Consider the following 21,437-nt stretch of genomic DNA (forward strand, 5'->3'; position numbering starts at 1 on the left):
CACTAATTAAGGAGTCGCCTGTCACGATTTGTGGAGTAGAAATGTCACAACTTTGGGAGTAGGATGAAGGCTATTTCGCCCAATTTGTTACCTTCGATTGAACGCCTAGAAGCTTCTTATATCGTTATGGTGAAGTTTTGAACAAAAAAATGAATGGGTTACTCCTTATCTTGTGACAGAAGTGAACGATAAGTCCTCGATTTGTGACAGCAGAGCTATAAAACACTCCTGTTTTTGTGACTGCAGGCAAACCCAAGATAGAAATACTCCCTTTTATGTGACAGACATTACTTTAAACTCCTCAATTTGTGACGCTTGATAACAACAAAAAAGGTGAATCCTTCGGTAGAGCTTGATCTTCTGTGTATCTAACTCCTATTTTTGTGACAAAAGACCGGAGATAATCTTTTTTAGCCATAAAGAACTCCTCAATTTGTGACAGAAGTATAGATTTACTCCTAAAAATGTGATAGTTATCTCGTAACACTCCTATAATTGTGACAGCTAGAGGATTCTTCTAATCTACGTACTCCTTGTTTTGTGACAGTAAAGTAGTACATAACTCCTCATTGTGTGATAATTGTACCGAGAAGACTCTTATAAGGCTGTTTTGAATAAGTAAAATACCTTGTTTGTGGCGGATCCCCCAAAAAACTCCTAATATTGTGACAGATGTCCATTGATTTACAGGTAATATCTTACTTTTTTCTGTCACATATAAAGGAGTGGAAAATCGGGAGCCGGTTAATTATAGTAATCATGAAGGGAGGGTTAAGGGAATGGAAGCAGAACAGCTAGAACAGCTAGAATTTGATTTGGGTCCCACGTCTATTTCGCCTGAATATGTCGTCACAAAGTCAAATGCATTGATTGAAATGCCTCTTAACCTTGACCTACAGGAATCGCGTGTCATCTATACGCTCATTTCATTGATCCAACCTGATGATGAAGACTTCAAAACGCATTTCGTGAAGGTGAAGGAGTTTGCCGACATCTTAGATTTGCAAGAGAAGAATTTTTATAAAAAAATCCGGGAAGTTGTGACAGGATTACAGCGAAAGACGCTGGTAATTCGTGAAAACAATGGTGAATCGGATCTTGTAGTGAACTGGCTTTCCGCATCACGTTACCATCATCGCAAAGGTTTGGTCGAACTTGAATTTTCACCACAGTTGAAGCCTTATTTACTGAAGCTGAAGAAGGACTTCACCCGATATAAATTGGCTAATGTCTTAGTTCTGAAGAGTAAATACTCGATACGGATGTATGAACTACTTAAGCGATACCTGAATTTCGGAAAAAGAAGGTTTACGCTTGAGCAGCTCCGAAATTTGTTGGAGATCGATCCAGGGAAACTGACTCATTACGGGCATTTGAAGCAGCGGGTTCTTTTGAAGACACAGGAAGAGCTAGCCGAAAAGACGGATATTTCTTTTGACTTTGAGGAAACGAAAGTCGGACATAAAGTAGTGGCAATAACATGTTACATAAAGCCTAATCACCGCAAAAAATTGCTTCTAAAGGATCCGGAGATTTTCGAGAAGGATGTCACAGCATACTCATTATTGACCCGCTTCGGCGTCCGAAAGCCGGTTGCTGAAGAGCTGATCCAAACATTTGGTGAGAAGAGAGTTAAGGACAACATTCAATACGTATATGAGACAAAACAAGAGGCAAATATCGATAATATCAGCGGATATATGGTAAAAGCAATCCGCGAGGATTTCGTTCATAACGGTGCCGGATATGAGGATGAAGACAGGTTTGACTTTGATACATCTATCCCTCACTTAAATGCCCGTTTACGGCGTTTAATCGAACAGCATCACGAAAAGATTCATGGTGCTAAAAAATCCGAAGAGAAGAAACTACGGAGTGATATGGCTCAGGATGTAGTGGATGAGATTCACCGTACATTAGAGATACGAAGAAATCGTAACTTAAGGCCCTTGGAACCGGAGGATTTTGACCAAAAATATGTCCGAGAATTGTATGAATATTTATTAGAGCACCCCTATGTCTAATCGGCGGGGTGCTTCTTTTTTCGATTGTGGGTGACGTAATTATTGATATCGTTGATGATTTTTTCTTTGGACTTGAGCCAGATCTGACCCGCCTTCTGTTTAAATCCTTTTTCACTGCATAACTTTTTAAATTCATTTTCGATCACAAAATGAGGAGTGAAACTGGTAGTACCGCGGAAGGGTTCCAGGAAATCACGAATGAGTAGATACTCCTCTGGCCGCAGGCCATTTAAAGGTTGGCCATAGGATCCGGTATCAATCAGTTTTGATAAATACGGCACTGGCTGCCGAATCCCATCAATCCGGGTTTGTACATAGTCAAGTGCTATAATGAAGGCGTATTCACCTTTCCTCAGCCACTTGGAATATAGATCTGGGGTAAGCTTGACCCCTAAGAACCCAGTGAAGAGTCTGGCTTGATCAAAAAAGTATTCTTGATTGATATCCAGGTGAGCATGAGTGAGAAATCGGGAAAGGTGGAACTGCAGGCCAATTATGCGATTGCCGGCCGTTTTATGTTCTACAATGTTAATCGATAACCCGAGCAGTTCCTTGATCTCTTCGATGGCTGGGGCTAATATTCTCGCTTTAAAATTGGCGTATCGCGGATATTGATGATGCACCCCAAGCATGGCCCTTAAATTTTCTAAGGAGACCACCTCGTCGGCCCAAATGCTGTCACGAATCAGGGAGTATAGCTTAATCGTAAAGCTGCTCTTAGCCTTCAATAGTAAGTCGATTTCATCGGAATTAAACAGTTTGGCAATACGGAGAAACAAAATCTCCACAAAGGCGTGCATCCGAAACTTGATAACTGATCCACGAGATAATTCTAAATGTTCTATTAGTTTCTTCTCGAATTCTACACTGCCGGCGTGAATTATGATCTCTTGTGTTGCCAGTTGGTCCAGGCTAGATTTCAGTTCTGAATATTTAATACTTTTCCGCCCCATACGCTGGGATAGATCGGCAAGCGTAGCTTCATAGGAATGAAATGGTGTAAGGTTCCAACGGATCACATCGGAAAGCCAAAGGAGGATTTTGATTTCAGTAAGGGTTATTTTCTGCAAGCCAAAATAGGAAGCCTCATATGACATATGCTGGTCACCACCTCTTACGCTATTATACTTTAGATTTGTATAGGACGTAACTTTTCTCTATCGGTGGAAGATGTTATAATTGAGGTATTATAAGAAAGATGAATTGATTTTCTCTGCTGACTGACAATTTCGGCGGAGAGCGAGAAGCTGTTTATGGCAAATAGGTAGTGGATTTGCAGGGTGCATGCGCTAGAAGTATGTGCTTTTTTTGCGTCCATTTTTCGGAGCTCATCATTTGATGGGCTCTTTTTTTGATCATAAACAGGTGAAGGAGGCACGATCATGGATCCATGATCAGCACAGGAAAGAGGGAAACTAAACAATCTTCGAGGAGGAGTGTTTACATGGCTGGAAACCATGGGAGCAGGCAACATGATGGTAGTGAATCTCAAAAAAAAGAACTTAGTGGTGGCCTGGCAGATCATCTACTAGGCATGGCACTTGAAAAACGTAAACTAGCCAAAGATCATATTCAACAGGTATATGATTCGGTCCCGGCTAAATATCACAAACATATCCGGATTCTCTCAAGAAATGAGAAAATCTGGGATAAGGAATTCTTTCTAACGGATGAGCAGCGGAGACGTGGCCTGCATTCGTACCACAGTAAGACATTTGTTGAAACGTTCAGGCCTTATGTGGACGTAGAAGGCCGCATTACGGAAATGATTGACGTACACCAAGAGCATGACAGCGGGTACACACTCGAAACCTATGCGGACCAGATCGGAACTCATTGGGTCATTGAATGCGTATTTGATGGACTCAACAAAAAGGGTCAGCGAGTTAAAACACGTGATCGAGCTGTGATCGGATTTGGAGGTACCGGCGTCGATGCGACAAATCCAATTGAAAATGCCACGACAAGCGCGGTAGGGCGATCACTCGCTCAGGCAGGATACGGATGTATTGGATCCGGCCTAACGTCTTTCGAGGATATGTTCATCGACATATCTAGGCAGAAGGCGCTGGAGGATCTGAAAAATGAGAGGAAATCTAAGGTGATGAATCAGAATGACAGAGGAGAAGTCCAGGATCTCGATCGTGATTTCTCTCGCACGACTACTAAACAGACAAGTGAACCTGATGATCCGGTCAAAATGAAAAATTCACTAGTAAACCAATTGATCAATCTTACAAAGGGATTTGATCAAACCTATGTGAAAAATCGAATCTCCCAATTACTAAAAGTCACCTTTAATGGGCGGTTTAATTCACTTGAGGTCGGACAACTTCGATTGGTTGAAATGCATTTTAAACAAGAGATTGAGGATCAACAGGTTTCTTAAAGAAAGGAGTTAAGGCATGAGGCTACGTAGAACAAGACATGTTGGATGGTATGAGATTATGTCTCAATGCCCGATTTGCGGGAAGAAAGGGTGGTGTGGGATCAATGAGGACCAGACCATTGTCCATTGCATGCGGGTACCATCTGATAAATTCAAGGATACAGATATTGGCCGACAGTATACACATTATTTGACGGAACATATTCCTCGAGAAAAGATCGAAGTAGAGGTTTCAAATGCCGTAGAAAAACGTTCAAACGACCATCTTAATCGTGTATACCGTGCCTTAACGAGAGAAATCCCGTTAACTGCAAAGCATGCTAACCATCTGCTGAAGGATCGAATGATGGATGACCAGTCCATTCGTTTGAGAGAATATCGGACTATGCCGGATCGTGATCGTTACAAAGTCGCCAAAGGCGTCATTGGTCGCATAAGCAGTGATACGGACTTATTGGGCGTTCCAGGCTTTTTCGCTCAAGAGGGGCGATATGGGCCGTATTGGACGATGGCCGGCGATACCGGATTGATGGTGCCGTTTCGTTCGATTTTAAATGAGATCATAGGCTGGCAGATACGTGTAGACAAGCCAAAACTGGAATTAACGATGGAAGGTTCTATAAAAGGGAACATCTTGGAAGAGGTTGAACCACTCTCTAACGGATTGAGACGAGCGAAATGCTCGCTTCAAGTCCAGGACAAGATCCTTGAAGTGATCCTTACAGAGAAGGATAAGAAGATATGCAATTCCAAGTCAGGGCAATTCGTCTTTAGTGTACGATTGCAGCAAGGTACCAAGTACTGGTGGTGGAGTAGTGGTTCAAAATTAAATGGAGCCTCTATAGGTGGACCGCTTCCGGTTCATCTGGCATTACCGTATCCATGTTTACCTTACTGGAAAACAGGCGAGGATCCTAGTGGCCTTATTGACTGCTCGGAGATTTGGATCACTGAGGGAGCAATGAAAGCAGATCTTGCTGCGGATATGATGGTAAAGCCGTTTATGGCTATACCTGGAACAGGAGCTTTCAGATTAGCTCTTGAACCACTTAAACAGCTCGGTTGCCGGCATGTTGTTCTAGCATATGATGCTGACGCTGTTACAACACCAGAAGTTCAACGTTCATTAGAACTCTGTGCAGAATTTTTTGCTAAAGAGAGCGATATGGCACTGAGTCTTGCGATGTGGGATGCATCTTTAGGAAAAGGAATTGATGATCTTCTGAGAGCAAATTATGTTCCGCAGGTGTCCTCTCTGTTGGCTTAGGTCCCGACTGTTCAGTAACATTAAAGTTGCGAACTAAACAATATAGTTATGAAGTGTACATTAAAGATGTGAAATTTGCATTATAATTATGAAGTAGTATGATGGTCCCGAAGTTAATGACTTTCGGGACCATTACTTTTTTATGAAAAATACTTTTACATCGTTCGTAAATCAATACTATAAGCATCATCCGTATTTTGGGGTTTATTAAGAGTTTGTAGATTTGAGGTTATCCAACAACAATTGGTAGTACCTTTCTATGCCCATTAAATACTAAAGAGCCTGTCGGTCCATCAAACCGACAGGCTCTTTTTCGTAGAAGATATTATATCTGTTATCTTTCCATTCTTTTTCAGTCTAGGCTTAGATTGAATCCATAAAGGCCAAGTCCCAGAAGTGGGATAAACTATAGATAAGGGCCTACAACGCATATTACAATAGAATCTCTAAATTAGAGTCATACGGGTAACCAGCGGCTTATGGGGAAGTCCGACACCGTAGATTGTGAAACGGTGTTAGTTCTATTTTACAACCATAACAGGACACCGGGCTCTCTCTTTACTACTTTGTGGCTGACACTTCCTAAAACAAATTCTTGAAATGAATTAAGGCCACGACTTCCTATAATGATCATATCAACATTTTTCTTCTTTGAGTAATCCACAACTGTTGGACCCGGATCACCAATGACAATTGTGATTTGATGATTCACGGTTCCCAGTTCTTCTGTAACTGGTAATAGTTTTTGTTTCCGTTTTAACACAATTTCATCATGGTTCTGTGGATGGAGGACTTCTTCTTTTATTTTAGTTGGATCTACAGCAAGAAAACCTCTACTGTTGCACCATCACTTAGAGATGCGACTCTAGCTGCTTCAGTTGCAGCACGAAACCATCTGCAGCAAGTAAAATATGTTGATACATGTACATCACTCCTGTTCGAATGTGATTTTATTCGCGCGTTAGAATCATGGTATATATCTAATCTATTTGAAATTTTTTTACTTGATGCATTTTGTCCTTTAACCGTGACATGGATATGATTGGCACGGTACTTAATTACAACTTTATCTACGGCGCCGACCCACCATGATCATAATCTCTGCTAAGACAGGCCTTGGAACACAACTCTACCAAGATCAGAAACATCAGAAACACACCAGCTACAATTGTCGACAACCTAGTACGGCCGCATGTAAACGATTCAAAAGATGGGCTGGAGTCTATGAGGATGGGACTTGGAAGCCTCTCCCTATATAAACTCTCACGTTTTCTAGACAGAAGCATCTTGGGGGTTGTTTACTTTGCAGCCACAACAAACGTCTGAACTTGATTTTTTTAGTAGGTTGGTACCTGCAGCTTGAAGAAGTCGCTTTTTCTCCAATCGAAGCATCACTTAGAGTAATGTTCGTTTTTTATTTAGATGGTGAACAATCAAAAAAAATGAGAGGGAAATGACATGCAATACCTCAATACACATCTTTTAAGGAGGAATTCCAATGATACCATTACAAGGACGCGATAATCCAAAAAACCAATCTAAAAAAGTCGGTTCCAAAGTGTTCAGGAATTCGACTTTTTAAGTAAAATTTGCTTAGCGAACAAAACTTCCGAAATGTTAGTAATTTCTAATGGAGCAATCGGCAAGATAAAAGAAGAGTGCGAAGCAAGAGCCATCCAATGTAAGATAATATGGTAGAGTAAACTGGTTATGGGTTAGCGAAGAGTAAAGATTTCCGAGCAGACATTGACTAGATTCTCAATTGAAAGTTTGTGCTATTTTAGAAATAAAATAATTATTTCGTTTGATCTAGTTACTGAATGTATATGCGATTAGGATTATATAGGTCGAACTTTTTCAGGATACCGTAGGGTAACGAATGACCCAAATAATATTAGTTCTCTAAATAACGATATAATGTAGACTTACTGATCCCCGTTTCCTCTTTTATCTCCGATAAGCTATATTTTTTACTCTGATACATCATAATCGCTTGTTTTACATTTTTATCTGACTTTCGAGGTCTTCCTGGAACATTTCCTTTTTGTTTGGCTTCGTTCATTCCTTTTTTTGTCTTTTCGCTTATAACATCACTTTGGAAATCAACTAAGTGTTTGACGATATCCTCAAAGAAGTATCCCTTTGGACTGCTGGTATCAATTCCTTCCTTAATTGATTCTAAATAAGCATTTTTTTGATTTAAATCCTCTAATAACTCCACTAAATGACGTGTTGAATCTGCCAATGAAAAAAGTTTAGCAACAACGATTTTATCACCCGGATTAAGATTATCCATCATCCGGTTAAGTGCAGTTCTATTCTTAGCTGAAGAATGACTTTCAGTAATTATGGTCTCACATGACTTGTTTTTTATAATTATATTTTGCTCATCACAAGTCAAATCATCGTGATACGGACGCGTATATCCAATAATCATACCTACACTCCTTGTACTGTTACGGTGATTTTATCATACCATAAATTATTTGAATCAAAAAGGTTCCATTTGGGGAAAGATGATGTTAGACTGTTGATATAAAAAACGGCTTTGACAATGAGTAGAGAATAAAAAGCCAATTAAATTTGAGGTGGGAGTTAAGTGATTGAGAAACTAAAAAGAGATTGGTTATTTAATGTGAAAGGAGATGTATTGGCGGGTATTGTTGTTGCTTTGGCTCTAATTCCCGAAGCGATCGCATTTTCGATCATAGCTGGAGTCGACCCAATGGTAGGCCTGTACGCATCATTCTGTATAGCCGTTATCATTGCTTTTGTTGGTGGTCGACCAGGCATGATTTCTGCAGCTACCGGTGCAATGGCTCTTCTAATGGTTCCATTAGTTAAAGATCATGGTCTCAATTATTTGCTGGCTGCAACGATATTGACGGGTGTTATTCAATTGGTGTTTGGATTCTTAAAGATCGCGAAGCTGATGAAGTTCATCCCAAGAGCTGTCATGGTTGGTTTCGTCAATGCACTCGCTATTTTGATTTTTATGGCTCAAGTTCCGCATTTCTGGGGAATATCCACAATGACTTATGTTTTCGTAGCAATAACACTCATCATAGTATATGTAGTACCCTTGTTTTTTAAAGCAATTCCGGCACCACTCATCGCGATTATCTTGTTGACGGCAGTAGCTATTTTCTCAGGATTTGATTTGCGGACGGTAGGAGATCTAGGCAATATAACACAATCCTTACCTTCATTCTTCATACCGGATGTACCATTTAATCTGGAAACGTTGCAAATAATTTTTCCTTATTCATTAGCTTTGGCGATTGTAGGTTTGTTGGAGTCGTTATTGACCGCATCCATTGTAGATGATATGACCGATACCGGTAGTCACAAAAATCGGGAGGCAAGAGGGCAAGGTATTGCTAATATCGTAACCGGCTTTTTTGGGGGAATGGCTGGTTGTGCTATGATCGGACAGTCTGTCATCAATGTTAAATCGGGTGGGCGTGGCAGATTATCTACGCTTATCGCAGGTGTGTTTTTAATGTTTCTTATCCTTGTTTTGGGTGATTTGGTTGTACAAATTCCGATGCCTGTCCTGGTAGGTATCATGATTATGGTTTCAATTGGGACATTTGACTGGTCTTCATTTGCTTACTTGCGGAAAGCGCCTAAATCAGATGCAGCTGTGATGCTTGTGACGGTTATTATTGTTGTTGCTACTCATGATTTGTCTAAAGGTGTTATCGCTGGAGTTATCTTGAGTGCAATTTTCTTTGTAGCTAAAATCTCAAAGATTGAAGTGCGCAAGCGTCAGCAGAACAAACAATTAATTTTCGACGTGGAAGGACAACTTTTCTTTGCCTCAGTTGAGAGTTTTGTGGACAATTTTGATTTTTCAGTAAGTGACACCGACATCATTATCGATTTCTCCAATTCACATGTGTGGGATGATTCTGCTGTAGGGGCCATTGATAAAGTGGTCATTAAATACAGAGAGAATCAGAACCGTGTCACGATTAAAGGCTTGAACTCTTCAAGTAAAAAAATCGTGGATAAATTAGCTGTATATAATGACGCTAATGCAAAATTAAGTGCACATTAAACTAATTTCCTAGGAGTGAATCAAATGTATAGTCGAATCCTATTAGCTGCTGACGGATCAGAAAATTCATTGCGTGCTACCAAAGAGGCCGTCAAAATTGCTTCAGCATCACCAAATAGCAAAGTTGAAGTTGTTATTGTCGCCGATTTTTCAAAAGCCAAAAGCGAAATTTTGCATGCCCAAGGAAGAGAAGAATTAGAATTAAACCGGCGTAAAAAGCTTGCCCCTGTTGAAGAGTTGCTTCAACAAGGGAAGATCAATTATCAGATAAAAATTTTGCACGGGGAACCAGGACCAACAATTATTGACTATGCAAACAAAGAAAAGGTTGAACTGGTCGTGATCGGGAGCAGAGGGCTTAATGCGCTTCAAGAAATGGTGCTAGGCAGTGTTAGCCATAAGGTTGTTAAAAGAGTTCATTGCCCCGTGGTTATCGTTAAGTAGAAAATAATATCAATGAGCAAAAACCCTTCAATGACTAGTTCATTGAAGGGTTTTTATTAAGCGGATCTATTTATAAGCTCCTGGACAATCAATTCAAGTACTGTAGTCTCACGCTCAATGGAAAGACCCATGGATTCTTCCTGATTCCTGATGACTTGGCGGTTGTGCTTGATGGCTTCGTTAATATCAATCCAAACCGCAGTCATTCCGTTTGTAATTTCATAATCCTCAAGTTTTGCATTTCCCAGTTCCTTATCTACAGTACACATAAAATAATATGAAATCATATGAACCAAATCGAAATCGGGTTTGTAGTGAGGTCTATATTCCTCAATACATCCAAATTCACTTTGGACGCGAAGATTGGTTGCTCCTGTTTCTTCTATAATTTCCCGTTTCAAACCGGTTAAAAGATCCTCATTCAGCTCTAGTCCACCACCCGGAAAACTATAATCGTTGTAACGTTTGGTATATAAGAGCAAAATTTCTGAGCCTCTCATAATTATAGCTCTTGCCGCTTTTCGTTCAAATATATTGCCCTCAATCGATTTTACATCCGGGTGTATCATCTTTTTGATTAATCTCATCGATTTCCCAATCCCTTTTGTTATTTTATTTTGCAACTCATACTTCATGAATTGAGGAAAGAATCACAGGGGTTCTTCCGAGTTCACGAGAAAAGACGTCTTGTGATACCCTAACCACTTCATTATTCCAGTTAGATCGATCAAATTCTTTATTGCACAATTTCAAAAGCTCATTCTTAAGCTCTAATTCGGTTTTCTTAAGTAAATGCTTGGCATCATTCACATATACAAAACCACGACTAATCACATCAGGACCGACTAATATTCGATTTTCTTCCATATGAATCACCATAACGACAACGACGACACCATCTTGTGCTAGCTGGTTCCTTTCCTCGATTAAATGTTTCTCAAAGTGACGCATCTCACCATTGCTAACGAATACGCTGCCAGAAGGAATTTTTCGCCCCTTCCATGCGTTATTTTGTGAAAGGGAGAGCGTTTCACCTAGCTCCAGTATAAATATCTCTGAAGGGGATATCCCAGTTTGTTCAGCAAGTCTTTTATGCTTTACAAGCATACGGTATTCTCCATGAATAGGAACAAAATACTTAGGACGTATGGCACGAAGCATAAGTTTCAAATCTTCCTGTGAGCCATGTCCAGATGTATGAATGTCAAATACAGAACCATAAATGACAGATGCTCCAGCACGCATTAACATATCAATACTGCGATTCACATTTTGAACATTGCCCGGAATAGGCGAGGAAGAAAAAATAACAGTGTCACCAGGATACACTTGAATCGTTCGATGTGAGCCAGCAGCAATTCTTGTTAATGCAGCATTGGGTTCACCCTGACTACCTGTACAAATAATTAATACTTCCTCATTTGGTAAAGCATGGAGTTGTTTTGCACTAATCAATGATCCCTTTGGAGCATGGATATAGCCAAGTTCTTGACCAATAGAAAAAACCTTTTCCATACTTCGACCAATTACAAAGATCTTTCGATTGCACTTCACAGCTGCATCAACGACTTGTTGAAGACGATGAACATTAGAAGCAAAGGTAGCAAACAGGATGCGACCGGGACATGCCTTAAAGGACTCCAAAATCGATTTCCCAACTTCATTCTCGGATGGGGTTAATCCCTCACGTTCACTATTCGTACTGTCGGCTAATAATGCTAAAACCCTTTTATTCCCTAATTTCATAATTTTATGGAGATTTGCAGGTTTTCCTACAGGAGTAAAGTCAAATTTAAAATCCCCGGTATGAACAATAGGGCCGAATGGTGTATCCACAACAATTCCGAACGCGTCAGGAATACTATGCATCGTTCGGAAAAAATGAACATGGAGATTTTCAAAACTATAACGTTCATCTTCTTGAATAACATAGAGTTTGGTTTGGTCTAACAATTGGTGCTCCTCTAACTTGGCTTTTAAGAGTCCGATTGTGAGAGCAGCACCATATATAGGGATGGAGAGTTGGCGAAGTAGAAAGGGAACTGCTCCTATGTGATCCTCATGGCCATGGGTAAGAAATAAACCTTTAATGTTCTTTCTTTTGCTGATTAGGTAGCGAATATCCGGAATAATGTAATCAACGCCTGCCATTTCATAATCTGGAAACTTTAAGCCGGCATCAATAATAACAATTTCGTTTTTATATTCGATTCCGTACATATTTTTACCAATCTCACCTAGTCCACCCAACGAGAAAATACGGACTACAGGATCTTTTTTAGAAGTAGTTATTTTTTCATTTAGTTGTAAATCAATGGGTAGCTGTTGAATCATATAATAAATCCTTTCTACTTTGTATAAGGAGAAGACTGTTAGTAATAAATAGGGGAAAGGTTAGATCTGATTTCTCTTATATTCTTTCGCCTTTTTTCAGCCTTTCGATCAATTCTGATAGATCACTCTTTTGCACTCGCCAATGCCGTCCAATTTTAAAAGCGGGAATAACGCCCTCATTTACTAATTTATATGTCGTTATTTCACTTAACTGTAAGTATTTTGCCACTTGTGCAATTGTCATAATTTCATGATTTTCTTCCAAGTTAGAAATCTCTCCTCTAGGATAAATTTAATTATACTCAATTATAATACATTATACTCAAACTAATCAAATTAATTAAATTTTGACTAATTTATATCGGATGATATAGAACGGGGTTGAATTATGAAGGAAATCGTATTTTCAAGCGTTTACATAAGGGAATATGAACTTTGTCATTTTTTTTTAGAGCAGATATAATCGACCGCATGAGTGTTGAATCGGGTTTGACTTTTCTGAGACTGAAAAGTCACAAATAAATTATAGGAGGTATAAATTTTTGTCTGTAAAAAAACTTAATAAAGGTTGGTTTTCCAACACACGAGGAGATATTCTATCTGGTATGACCGTGGCTTTTGCATTGATACCAGAGGCAATCGCATTTTCGATTATTGCAGGTATCAGCCCAATGGTTGGATTATATGCCTCGTTTTGTATGGCTGTAGTGATTGCTTTTACCGGTGGAAGGGTAGGAATGATCTCAGCGTCCACAGGTGCAATGGCATTGTTGATGGTAGGATTAGTCAAAGACCATGGGGTGGAATATTTATTTGCGGCCACCATTCTGACCGGAGTTATTCAAATCGTCCTTGGACTACTTAAAGTTGGGCGCTTAATGAGTTTTGTTCCACAGTCTGTAATGACAGGGTTTGTAAATGCCTTAGCCATCCTAATATTTATATCTCAATTAGAGCATTTTGTTGGTCAAGGTTGGATCATGTACTCACTTGTGGCACTAACTTTAGCAATTGTGTATCTCTTCCCATTAGTCACGAAAGCAATACCGGCAGCATTGGTAGCAATAATTGTTGTTTCCGTCGTAAGTATTTCGTTAGGCCTTAACGTGAATACCGTTGGAGATATGGGGACGATCACGAGCGCTTTCCCAGTACTTCATATTCCCCAAGTTTTATTTACTTGGGAAACTCTGATTATTATCCTGCCTTATTCTGTATCACTAGCGGTCGTAGGTTTGTTGGAATCTTTAATGACCGCAACTTTAATTGATGATTTGACCAATAGTAAAAGTAATAAGAATCGGGAAGCTAGAGGACAAGGTATAGCGAATATTGTGGTAGGTTTTTTTGGTGGAATGGCTTCATGTGCAATGATTGGCCAGTCGATGATTAATATTAAGTCAGGTGGGAAAACTCGATTATCCACATTAGTCTCTGGTGTGTTTCTGTTGTTTTTGATCATTGTTTTAGGAACTCTGGTAAAACAAATACCGATGGCAGCGCTTGTTGGGATTATGATCATGGTTGCCGTAAGTACTTTCGATTGGAATTCATTGAAATCACTTCACAAAATTCCTTTATCTGATGCACTAGTAATGGTAGTAACCGTAATCACAGTCGTATTTACGCATAATCTTTCAATTGGAGTATTAATTGGTATACTCATGAGTGCTGTAGTATTCGCATGGAAAATATCTAAAATCAAGACTACTACACACGCTGCTTCAGGTACGAAAACTTATAGTGTATCAGGACAAATGTTTTTTGGGACGATGAATCATTTTGTAGATCAATTTGATTATAGTGATGACCCATCACAGGTTATTATCGATTTTTCAAATACTCATGTTTGGGATCAATCAGCTGTAAATGGTATAGCAAAAGTGATTGCCAAGTATCAAGAGTTTAACAAAGAAGTCAAAATACTCGGCCTAAATGAAGAAAGTTCAAAAATCGTTGAACGAGTAGGGCTAGCTGCCCCAACAGGGCACTAAAAAAGCACTCCTTGATGGGAGTGCTTTTATTTTACTATAAGAACGGGACACCAGACAGCATGAGCAACTTCTCTACTGACACTTCCCATTACTAATTCCTTTATTTTATTTAAACCTCGACTACCTACGATAACAAGATCATAGCTTTCGAGATTTGCTTTTTTAATAATTTCTTCGGCTGGTTCACCCATGGCAACATGAAGTTCAAAAGGTACATCTTCCTTCTTAAAGAGCAGTTCTGTTCGAATAAGTGCCTCATGAGCTTCAGACTCAAGTAATGATCTTACATTGAAATTGGATTGAATCAATTGTCCACGAGAAATTGGTTTGGAAACGATGTGACACAGCGTAACGGTAACTTCATTTCCCAATTGTTTGGCTAATTCTAGAGCCTTTTCTGCAGCGTGATGCGCATGTTTAGAACCATCTGATGCGACTAAGATCTTTCTTATCATAATGATCCCCCTTAATCGTACTTTTAATTTGTAACATAGCTGATGTTGGTGGAGGTATGAATCAGTGTGAGAAACTCGATCAAATCGGAAATCCCTTTCAAACTACCTTTCTTTTATGGATGGATAATTGTCATGATTTCTGGAGTTGGGTTGTTTTTTTCAGGCCCAGGGCAAACTTATTCTATCTCGATATTTATAGATTCATATATCGAACAGTATGGATGGAGTCGTTCTTTAATTTCAAGTATGTATTCAATAGCCACTTTCTTAGCGGGAATGTTGTTATTTTTCTTAGGACGTATTGTCAATCGAACAGGTCAACGTAAAGCAATAGTAGTTGTAGCTATTATACTGGGTTTTACCTGTTTTTGGAATAGTATTGCTGTAACGCCTTTTATGCTGTTCATTGGTTTTTTCTTATCACGTTTGTTTGGCCAAGGTTCTATGACATTAATTCCAGTAAGCCTTGTGTCACAGTGGTTTGTAGCGTATAGAGGAAGAGCGTTAAGCTTAATGACGATTGGGACGTTTGGTGGTGCCGCTTTTATTCCAATGATTAATACCTGGCTAATTAATAGCTACAGTATCACTGTCACTTGGCTTTTTTGGGGGGCGATGCTTTGTTTTCTTTTTGCACCACTTGCTTACTTTCTCGTTCGTAACACTCCGGAGAGTGTAGGACTATTACCTGATAATCTGCATAAACAGACGGAGAATAAGGAACCGGTAACATTGGAGGAGCATTGGACATTAGGAGAAACGTTAAAAACAAGATCCTTTTGGTTGCTGCTAATTTGTGCTGGTATTCCTGCTATGGTCAATACAGGCTTAACATTTCATTTAATTTCTATCTTTGGATCTAAGGGAATAGACGCCACAGTATCAGCCTTAGTTCTAAGCCTCATGGCGTTACTTTCTTTTCCGGTTTCATTTGTCTCGGGCTATATCAACGATAAGTTTAAATCTCATCATATATTAGCTGGAGTATTTGTAGGACAAGTGATTACGATGTTTATCTTGATTGCTGCTGATAATGTGACTGTGGCATTACTCTTCGGTGTCGTGCGTGGTATAGTTGCAGGGTTTGAATCTATTACTCTAAGCGCGATCTGGCCAAATTACTATGGAAGATCCAGTATAGCCAGTATTAATGGTATAACCATGACTTCAACCGTTATTGGTTCTGCATTTGGTCCGCTACCGTTTGGTATCGCCTTTGATTTTTTCGGAGGATATTCAGAGATCCTTTGGATCATGATTGTATTCCCCGGGATCGGATGTATTTTATCTTTAATGAGTCCAAAACCGCATAAAATATCTACAATAAATATGATAAATAACTAGGAGAGCATTGTTTATGACCACTTTACATTTAAATCAAGTTTATCTGGATTGGAAAAATCAACCTCAAAGTACATTTGATGAATTACTGTTCTATTTATGTAAAAAGGAATGGCCAGATCGTAAACAAGCGATCCGTTTTAGATCTGAGTTAAAGGAATATACCGAAAACATTAAGCGTCTGAATATCGATGTTGAAGACCAAATAAAAGAACAATATGCATTTCAATCTTTGGGATTTCGCTCCGCACTTCATGAGGTAGCAACCGACTGGGAGTATGAGATTGATTTTAAAAAAATCGGTCAGATTGTTGGCTTAATTGCTGGTTACTCAACCCAAATGGCCTGTAGAAAATTAAATACTGAATGGACGTCGCCTAAACAAAATGCATCATTTGCGTATAATTTCATTTACATGATTACGGGTGTAGCACCTTATGCTGAGGAAGTTCAGGCTTTGGATCATTTGTTAACTGTCTATACTTTATTCAGCAATACAGTATCTTATGAACAAGGGAAAGCTTGGCGTAATATGTCAAACATTTTAAGAAAATCGGAGAGTAACTATTTGGATGACCTATCATTAATTATAGAGAATTTACCTACTCAAACTAGCCCAAGCATAGACATGGATACAGATCAGGTTCCTGGTTTTACAAGAGAAAAAAAAGAATAACTAAGTGAAATCGACATGCTATTGTATTGTTTGAAATTGGTAAAGTTAAAAATGATTTGGTTTATTATAAGTCCGCTAAGAAAATTGAATTAATTCAAGAAAAGAAGGGGGGTTATCCTTCTATTGAATTTTTTGGAGTTTTACTAATGAAGCAACTGAATTTGCCAACTTCATCGTTATTTACAATTGCATTTATTGGGAGACTTACTCAGTGGTTTGCTGAGGTTCATGGTTCTATTTTGATACAGCGTAAATAGTATGAATGGTATTCATCGAGCTGTGGTCAATTGATTCTATGGCTTCTCACATAATAATGCCGTCACTACGCATTATATATAGAGGTGTCATTTCTGCATAATAAAGATTTTCTAAAGCGATATTTTGAGGTCCGAAAAATGAGATGGCGAGCGACTCTTCTGAAAGGAACGGGGGGCGCCGCATATGGGAGAACGGTATTTGAGTATGAATATTTTCTAATTGAGAAGGACCTCCGAGTTATAAATAGGAAGTCCTTTCTTGTTTTGTTTGGGCAGCTAACACGAGTTAGGTATTAAATCTCCCCCTAACCAGTAACCATCTCTGCATTATGGATGGGACCCATAAATAAGACCTTTTGATAACCATCTGCCCTGCCATGGAAAGGGCACTCACTTATGTTAAAAGTGTCATATTTTAATTGATGATACTGTATATCCTGGTGAAGTTGTTGGGCATCGCTGTGAAGGATTTGGGGCAGATGCGTACAAATATCCGTTTTGGCGGATGAGGAATGGGTCAAGAGTAGAATAAGACCAGAATCAGCCTGAAGTTCCGAATCTGGGGATCTGAATAACATAATATTTACAACAATTTTTCCATGATCTTAACATCCACATATTTACCATCCAAGACCCCTTGCTTTTCAAATACCCCCACATCACGGTATCCAAGTTTATGATATAGACGCTGACCGTTTTCATTAAATGGAAAGGTGAACAACACGATTTTATAAAAGTCTTTTTCTTTAGCAATCTCCTCAAGACGCTGGAGAAGTATACTTCCTATTCCTTTACCTCTGAAGGCTCGATCGATGTATATGGATAGGTCGGCCACACCGTCATAAGCACATCGTTGAGAATAAGGGTTAAGGGAAGCCCAGCCGATTACGACATCTTCGTACTCAGCTACAATGACTGCATAACGATCTTGGTGTTGTTGAAACCAGTTATTCATGTATGCAATATCTTTTTGATCAACTTCAAGTGTAGCTATACGATCCTCGATTCCTTGATTATAAATGTGCAATATTCGTTCCACATCGTCAATGACTGCCGGTCTAATCGAAGTGGTTTTCATTGTTAGTTCCTCCTATGTAGGAAATATAAGCTTAGCAGCAGGAGACACAGCAGGTATTCATGCGTGGTTGCCTTGAAAACGAGAACAGGTTACGGGATTTTTTTCTATTGAGTTCTTTATTGGTTATCTCTCGGCTTTTTTGAATGTGAAGGTCATTTTTCATTAAATACTCTGCAACGTAAGAATGAAGCAACATCATAATTCATCTCCTATAGATCAATTTTATGATTCAGATAATGGGCCGCAGCATTTATTGGATTTCGCCATCGCGTCGTTAAAAATTTTAACGGAATGAAGCACTGTTTCTTTTTCGAACTCGGTCATATAAGAGAATACTTCGTTAAGATAGTCATTCATCTGCATATCAATGGTTGTTGCAATAAATTTACCTTCCGTCGTAAGGGCAAGTGTGTGAACTCTTCGGTCCTGCGGATCTGGTGTTTTTTTAACTAAATTCATTTTGATTAGGGACTGGACCTGTCGGCTAAATGTCGTAATATCGGTTCCTAGTGTTTCAGCAATCTGTTGCATAGAAGGGTTGTGCTGCCGGTCAATCTCATACAAGATGTGGCTTTGAACTAAAGAAACGTCATTTCCTCCGATACTGCAGCAGTTTTTATTCAGAAGACCAAATCTACGAGTCATGATTTGAAACAATTCACGTGCATTTTCCATATTTGAATCACCTCGTAAAAGTTATATCATAAAATATTTGCAAAATGCAACCATTAATTTATTGTGATTTAAAAATAATAATGATATTTAGATATAATTATTTTATTATAAGGGTGTAGGAGGTGGTTTTCTGAAACATAAATGGATTCCATTTATAACGAAGCGTATTCTTCTCGTTCATTCCGATCGAACGTTAGCGAGGGTAATTCATTATGGCTTAACTAAAGAAGGGTATGATGTAATTGAAGGTTTGAGTCATCACACAGATTTAAGCTCAATTGATTTGATCATTATCGAAACTTCGATGAAGATGAACGAGAGGTTTGAACAATTTAATTCTGTACTACCCCCCTATCTTGGAGTTGAAAGACAAAAATCCTGTTGACACGCCGCTTACCATACTGGATCGATTTGTAGTGGATCAGATGGATGCCGCCATTGATTTTCGAGAAATGTTATACAAAGTAAACACGATCACGAAAAGAAATACAATTCTACCCATAGAACTCTCGGAAAATGAAAAAGCATTTCGAATGTACGGTATCGAAATATACCCTGAGAGGCTGGAGATAGTGACGGATAACCAGACATTACAACTGAGTTCAAAGGAATTACATCTATTCATATTCTTGCTTCAAAACTTCGATAAGTATGTGAAGCTCTGGGAGTTACAATGTGTACTATCCAATAACCAAGAAGAGATAAAACTACAAACAGTTAATATGCTGATCATGAACCTTCGTAAAAAGCTTTTGAACTTGAGTCGTAAAATTGAAGTCAAGAGCAGAAGGAAAATTGGATACCGAATCCTTATATCAGATCATGAATGAGGTGTGATATGAAATATCCTGTGCGTGTTTTCTTTTTAAGCTATCATAACAACTACTGTCGCAGTCAGATGGCAGAGGCGTTTATGTCGTTTTGTGGAAGAGAGAGAGTGAGGGTAGGCAGCGGAGGCATTCTCCCACAACAGATACATCCTTTAACCTTTCAGGTTATGGATGAAGTCGGTATTCCGTTATACAGACCGTCATCTGTTCAGATTGATATGGTGACATTAATTCATTCAGATCTCATCGTCGTTCTGTGCAATGATCGGATCGAGAGGTGTCCCCGGTTTCCTGCAAGTTATTCATCTATCCATTGGAACTTCGTTGACCCACTCGTGATGGATACATCAACCATACTGGATTTTCGGAGAATAAGGGATTTAATAAGAATGCATGTCCTAGAATTGTGTAAACAATTTGACCTGCCATGCAGTCAAACGTCATTTTAGTGGGGGGAGAGATGGAAAATAAAGCACGTTTAGAACTAGAAAATGACGTCCCCTAGACTGATATTTACATGGAGTTAATAAATATACCGAATCTTTTTTACAATATAACGATATTCTTATATCGTAATATAAAAATATTCTTAAAGAGGGAGCGGTATTCAGATGAAGAGGGGTAAAGCACTCGTTGTAGGTTTAGCATTTTCAATTTTGTTAGCAGGTTGTAGTGGAGGAACATCCGGAGATACGCCTCAAAGTGAGCCCAATACTCCAAAGAGCAATGCAAGTGAGGAAGCAAAGCTATCGGGCACCATCGAAATTGATGGTTCCAGCACGGTCTATCCCTTAACTGAAGCTGTGGCGGAGGAATTTGGCAGTGAACATAAAGATGTCCGCGTTACGGTCGGGATATCTGGAACCGGTGGAGGTTTCAAAAGATTTACAACAGGTGAGATCGCAGTTACAAATGCCTCGCGACCTATCAAACCAGAAGAGGCAGAAGATGCTAAAGCTAATGGTATTGAGTACACCGAGTTAGAAGTTGCCTATGATGGTTTATCTGTAATCGTCAATCCTCAAAATGACTGGGTTGATTACTTGACAGTGAAAGAATTAAATGAAATTTTCAAACCCAATAGCACTGTGAAAAAATGGAGTGATATACGTCCAGATTGGCCGGCAGAAGATATTAAAGTATTTTCTCCAGGTGCGGATTCGGGAACTTTCGATTATTTTACAGAAGTAATTAACGGGAAAGCACAAGAAAGCCGAAACGATCCCCAGGTTACTTTTAGCGAAAATGATAACACCCTTGTTCAGGGAATAGAAGGCGAGAAGAATGGTCTTGGATATTTCGGTTATGCCTATTATGAAGAGAACCAAGACAAACTTAAACTCGTTCCAATTGACTCAGGGGATGGTCCTGTATCTCCATCGCCTGAAACCATTAATGACGGGACTTATAAACCTCTCTCAAGACCGTTGAGTATTTATGTGAATAACAAGGAGCTTGAAAAGCCGGAAGTGAATGCATTTATAAACTTTTATTTAAATAACGCTGGAGATTTATCAGAGGAAGTGGGCTACATCCGATTACCTCAAGAAATGTATGATGAGGGGCTCGCAAAGTTGAAATAGGGTGGTAAATAAGGTGTGGTACATTTC

General features: G+C 39.1%; 20 protein-coding genes. 11 read left to right on the plus strand and 9 right to left on the minus strand.

Annotated elements, in window-relative coordinates; translation table 11 throughout:
- The first annotated feature begins 779 nt into the window (after positions 1 to 779).
- Positions 780 to 2,024, plus strand: coding sequence for a replication initiation protein (locus B9D94_RS00775; protein ID WP_148246163.1), 1,245 nt, complete (start codon positions 780 to 782; stop codon positions 2,022 to 2,024).
- Here B9D94_RS00775 and B9D94_RS00780 read toward each other — a convergent pair.
- Positions 2,021 to 3,121 (minus strand): replication initiation protein, encoded by a 1,101-nt coding sequence (locus B9D94_RS00780; protein ID WP_148246164.1) that lies wholly within the window; start codon positions 3,119 to 3,121, stop codon positions 2,021 to 2,023. The genes B9D94_RS00775 and B9D94_RS00780 overlap by 4 nt on opposite strands.
- 347 nt (positions 3,122 to 3,468) lie before the next feature.
- Here B9D94_RS00780 and B9D94_RS00785 point away from each other — a divergent pair, with 347 nt between their 5' ends.
- Positions 3,469 to 4,413, plus strand: a complete 945-nt coding sequence (locus tag B9D94_RS00785) for a hypothetical protein (RefSeq protein WP_148246165.1) — start codon at positions 3,469 to 3,471, stop codon at positions 4,411 to 4,413.
- Positions 4,414 to 4,429: 16 nt separating this feature from the next.
- On the plus strand, positions 4,430 to 5,680 hold the full coding sequence (locus B9D94_RS00790; RefSeq protein ID WP_148246166.1) for a toprim domain-containing protein: 1,251 nt from the start codon (positions 4,430 to 4,432) through the stop codon (positions 5,678 to 5,680).
- Positions 5,681 to 6,206: 526 nt separating this feature from the next.
- Here the strand turns inward: B9D94_RS00790 and B9D94_RS31845 are convergent.
- The gene (locus B9D94_RS31845) at positions 6,207 to 6,392 is read right to left on the minus strand and encodes a universal stress protein (RefSeq protein WP_367613769.1); all 186 of its coding nucleotides are present in this window, start codon (positions 6,390 to 6,392) and stop codon (positions 6,207 to 6,209) included.
- A 1,182-nt stretch (positions 6,393 to 7,574) separates the two neighbouring features.
- Positions 7,575 to 8,117, minus strand: a complete 543-nt coding sequence (locus B9D94_RS00800; RefSeq protein WP_148246167.1) for a recombinase family protein — start codon at positions 8,115 to 8,117, stop codon at positions 7,575 to 7,577.
- A 162-nt stretch (positions 8,118 to 8,279) separates the two neighbouring features.
- On the opposite strand from B9D94_RS00800, the gene B9D94_RS00805 reads away from it, so the two are divergent.
- The gene (locus B9D94_RS00805; protein WP_148246168.1) at positions 8,280 to 9,743 is read left to right on the plus strand and encodes a SulP family inorganic anion transporter; all 1,464 of its coding nucleotides are present in this window, start codon (positions 8,280 to 8,282) and stop codon (positions 9,741 to 9,743) included.
- Positions 9,744 to 9,767: 24 nt separating this feature from the next.
- Positions 9,768 to 10,187: a universal stress protein gene (locus B9D94_RS00810; protein ID WP_103110984.1), complete on the plus strand. Its 420-nt coding sequence runs from the start codon at positions 9,768 to 9,770 to the stop codon at positions 10,185 to 10,187.
- A 56-nt stretch (positions 10,188 to 10,243) separates the two neighbouring features.
- Here B9D94_RS00810 and B9D94_RS00815 read toward each other — a convergent pair whose 3' ends face one another.
- The 3 genes from B9D94_RS00815 to B9D94_RS00825 form a co-directional block, all read right to left on the minus strand.
- Positions 10,244 to 10,774: an NUDIX domain-containing protein gene (locus B9D94_RS00815; protein WP_148246217.1), complete on the minus strand. Its 531-nt coding sequence runs from the start codon at positions 10,772 to 10,774 to the stop codon at positions 10,244 to 10,246.
- A gap of 37 nt (positions 10,775 to 10,811) precedes the next feature.
- The gene (locus B9D94_RS00820) at positions 10,812 to 12,407 is read right to left on the minus strand and encodes a ribonuclease J (protein ID WP_253805979.1); all 1,596 of its coding nucleotides are present in this window, start codon (positions 12,405 to 12,407) and stop codon (positions 10,812 to 10,814) included.
- Between the two features lie 190 nt (positions 12,408 to 12,597).
- Positions 12,598 to 12,786 (minus strand): helix-turn-helix domain-containing protein, encoded by a 189-nt coding sequence (locus B9D94_RS00825; protein ID WP_148246171.1) that lies wholly within the window; start codon positions 12,784 to 12,786, stop codon positions 12,598 to 12,600.
- A gap of 340 nt (positions 12,787 to 13,126) precedes the next feature.
- Between B9D94_RS00825 and B9D94_RS00830 the strand changes: the two genes are divergently transcribed.
- Positions 13,127 to 14,515 carry a SulP family inorganic anion transporter gene (locus B9D94_RS00830; protein WP_253805980.1) on the plus strand — a complete coding sequence of 463 codons (1,389 nt, stop codon included), beginning with the start codon at positions 13,127 to 13,129 and terminating at the stop codon, positions 14,513 to 14,515.
- A 26-nt stretch (positions 14,516 to 14,541) separates the two neighbouring features.
- Here B9D94_RS00830 and B9D94_RS00835 read toward each other — a convergent pair whose 3' ends face one another.
- On the minus strand, positions 14,542 to 14,970 hold the full coding sequence (locus B9D94_RS00835; protein WP_148246175.1) for a universal stress protein: 429 nt from the start codon (positions 14,968 to 14,970) through the stop codon (positions 14,542 to 14,544).
- 66 nt (positions 14,971 to 15,036) lie between these two features.
- Between B9D94_RS00835 and B9D94_RS00840 the strand changes: the two genes are divergently transcribed.
- Together B9D94_RS00840 and B9D94_RS00845 are read left to right on the plus strand one after the other, a co-directional pair.
- Complete coding sequence (locus tag B9D94_RS00840) at positions 15,037 to 16,314, plus strand: MFS transporter (protein WP_253805977.1); 1,278 nt, start codon at positions 15,037 to 15,039, stop codon at positions 16,312 to 16,314.
- Positions 16,315 to 16,327: 13 nt separating this feature from the next.
- A complete protein-coding gene (locus tag B9D94_RS00845; protein ID WP_148246177.1) occupies positions 16,328 to 16,987 on the plus strand; it encodes a citrate/2-methylcitrate synthase in 660 nt (219 codons plus the stop codon).
- A gap of 840 nt (positions 16,988 to 17,827) precedes the next feature.
- Here B9D94_RS00845 and B9D94_RS00855 read toward each other — a convergent pair.
- Together B9D94_RS00855 and B9D94_RS00860 are read right to left on the minus strand one after the other, a co-directional pair.
- Positions 17,828 to 18,322, minus strand: a complete 495-nt coding sequence (locus tag B9D94_RS00855; RefSeq protein WP_148246180.1) for an arsinothricin resistance N-acetyltransferase ArsN1 family A — start codon at positions 18,320 to 18,322, stop codon at positions 17,828 to 17,830.
- Between the two features lie 222 nt (positions 18,323 to 18,544).
- Positions 18,545 to 18,997 carry a MarR family winged helix-turn-helix transcriptional regulator gene (locus B9D94_RS00860; protein ID WP_103111013.1) on the minus strand — a complete coding sequence of 151 codons (453 nt, stop codon included), beginning with the start codon at positions 18,995 to 18,997 and terminating at the stop codon, positions 18,545 to 18,547.
- Positions 18,998 to 19,530: 533 nt separating this feature from the next.
- Between B9D94_RS00860 and B9D94_RS31850 the strand changes: the two genes are divergently transcribed.
- The 3 genes from B9D94_RS31850 to B9D94_RS00875 all read left to right on the plus strand — a co-directional run bounded on the left by B9D94_RS31850 (position 19,531) and on the right by B9D94_RS00875 (position 21,410).
- Entirely contained in the window at positions 19,531 to 19,827 is a 297-nt protein-coding gene (locus B9D94_RS31850; protein ID WP_367613772.1) for a winged helix-turn-helix domain-containing protein, read from the plus strand.
- 8 nt (positions 19,828 to 19,835) lie between these two features.
- Positions 19,836 to 20,276 (plus strand): arsenate reductase/protein-tyrosine-phosphatase family protein, encoded by a 441-nt coding sequence (locus B9D94_RS31855; RefSeq protein ID WP_162939253.1) that lies wholly within the window; start codon positions 19,836 to 19,838, stop codon positions 20,274 to 20,276.
- Between the two features lie 162 nt (positions 20,277 to 20,438).
- A complete protein-coding gene (locus tag B9D94_RS00875) occupies positions 20,439 to 21,410 on the plus strand; it encodes a PstS family phosphate ABC transporter substrate-binding protein (RefSeq protein WP_119851447.1) in 972 nt (323 codons plus the stop codon).
- Positions 21,411 to 21,437 lie beyond the last annotated feature (27 nt).

Origin of the sequence: Paenibacillus sp. Cedars (genome assembly GCF_003184205.1) — a bacterium.
Classification (GTDB): domain Bacteria; phylum Bacillota; class Bacilli; order Paenibacillales; family Paenibacillaceae; genus Paenibacillus_AQ; species Paenibacillus_AQ glucanolyticus.

Excerpts from the sequence above, each read along its gene's own strand:
- B9D94_RS00775 (WP_148246163.1), top strand. The coding sequence starts at position 780 with ATGGAAGCAGAACAGCTAGAACAGCTAGAATTTGATTTGGGTCCCACG.
- B9D94_RS00780 (WP_148246164.1), bottom strand. The coding sequence starts at position 3,121 with ATGTCATATGAGGCTTCCTATTTTGGCTTGCAGAAAATAACCCTTACT.
- B9D94_RS00785 (WP_148246165.1), top strand. The coding sequence starts at position 3,469 with ATGGCTGGAAACCATGGGAGCAGGCAACATGATGGTAGTGAATCTCAA.
- B9D94_RS00790 (WP_148246166.1), top strand. The coding sequence starts at position 4,430 with ATGAGGCTACGTAGAACAAGACATGTTGGATGGTATGAGATTATGTCT.
- B9D94_RS00800 (WP_148246167.1), bottom strand. The coding sequence starts at position 8,117 with ATGATTATTGGATATACGCGTCCGTATCACGATGATTTGACTTGTGAT.
- B9D94_RS00810 (WP_103110984.1), top strand. The coding sequence starts at position 9,768 with ATGTATAGTCGAATCCTATTAGCTGCTGACGGATCAGAAAATTCATTG.
- B9D94_RS00815 (WP_148246217.1), bottom strand. The coding sequence starts at position 10,774 with ATGAGATTAATCAAAAAGATGATACACCCGGATGTAAAATCGATTGAG.
- B9D94_RS00820 (WP_253805979.1), bottom strand. The coding sequence starts at position 12,407 with ATGTACGGAATCGAATATAAAAACGAAATTGTTATTATTGATGCCGGC.
- B9D94_RS00830 (WP_253805980.1), top strand. The coding sequence starts at position 13,127 with ATGACCGTGGCTTTTGCATTGATACCAGAGGCAATCGCATTTTCGATT.
- B9D94_RS00835 (WP_148246175.1), bottom strand. The coding sequence starts at position 14,970 with ATGATAAGAAAGATCTTAGTCGCATCAGATGGTTCTAAACATGCGCAT.
- B9D94_RS00845 (WP_148246177.1), top strand. The coding sequence starts at position 16,328 with ATGACCACTTTACATTTAAATCAAGTTTATCTGGATTGGAAAAATCAA.
- B9D94_RS00855 (WP_148246180.1), bottom strand. The coding sequence starts at position 18,322 with ATGAAAACCACTTCGATTAGACCGGCAGTCATTGACGATGTGGAACGA.
- B9D94_RS00860 (WP_103111013.1), bottom strand. The coding sequence starts at position 18,997 with ATGGAAAATGCACGTGAATTGTTTCAAATCATGACTCGTAGATTTGGT.
- B9D94_RS31850 (WP_367613772.1), top strand. The coding sequence starts at position 19,531 with ATGTACGGTATCGAAATATACCCTGAGAGGCTGGAGATAGTGACGGAT.
- B9D94_RS31855 (WP_162939253.1), top strand. The coding sequence starts at position 19,836 with ATGAAATATCCTGTGCGTGTTTTCTTTTTAAGCTATCATAACAACTAC.
- B9D94_RS00875 (WP_119851447.1), top strand. The coding sequence starts at position 20,439 with ATGAAGAGGGGTAAAGCACTCGTTGTAGGTTTAGCATTTTCAATTTTG.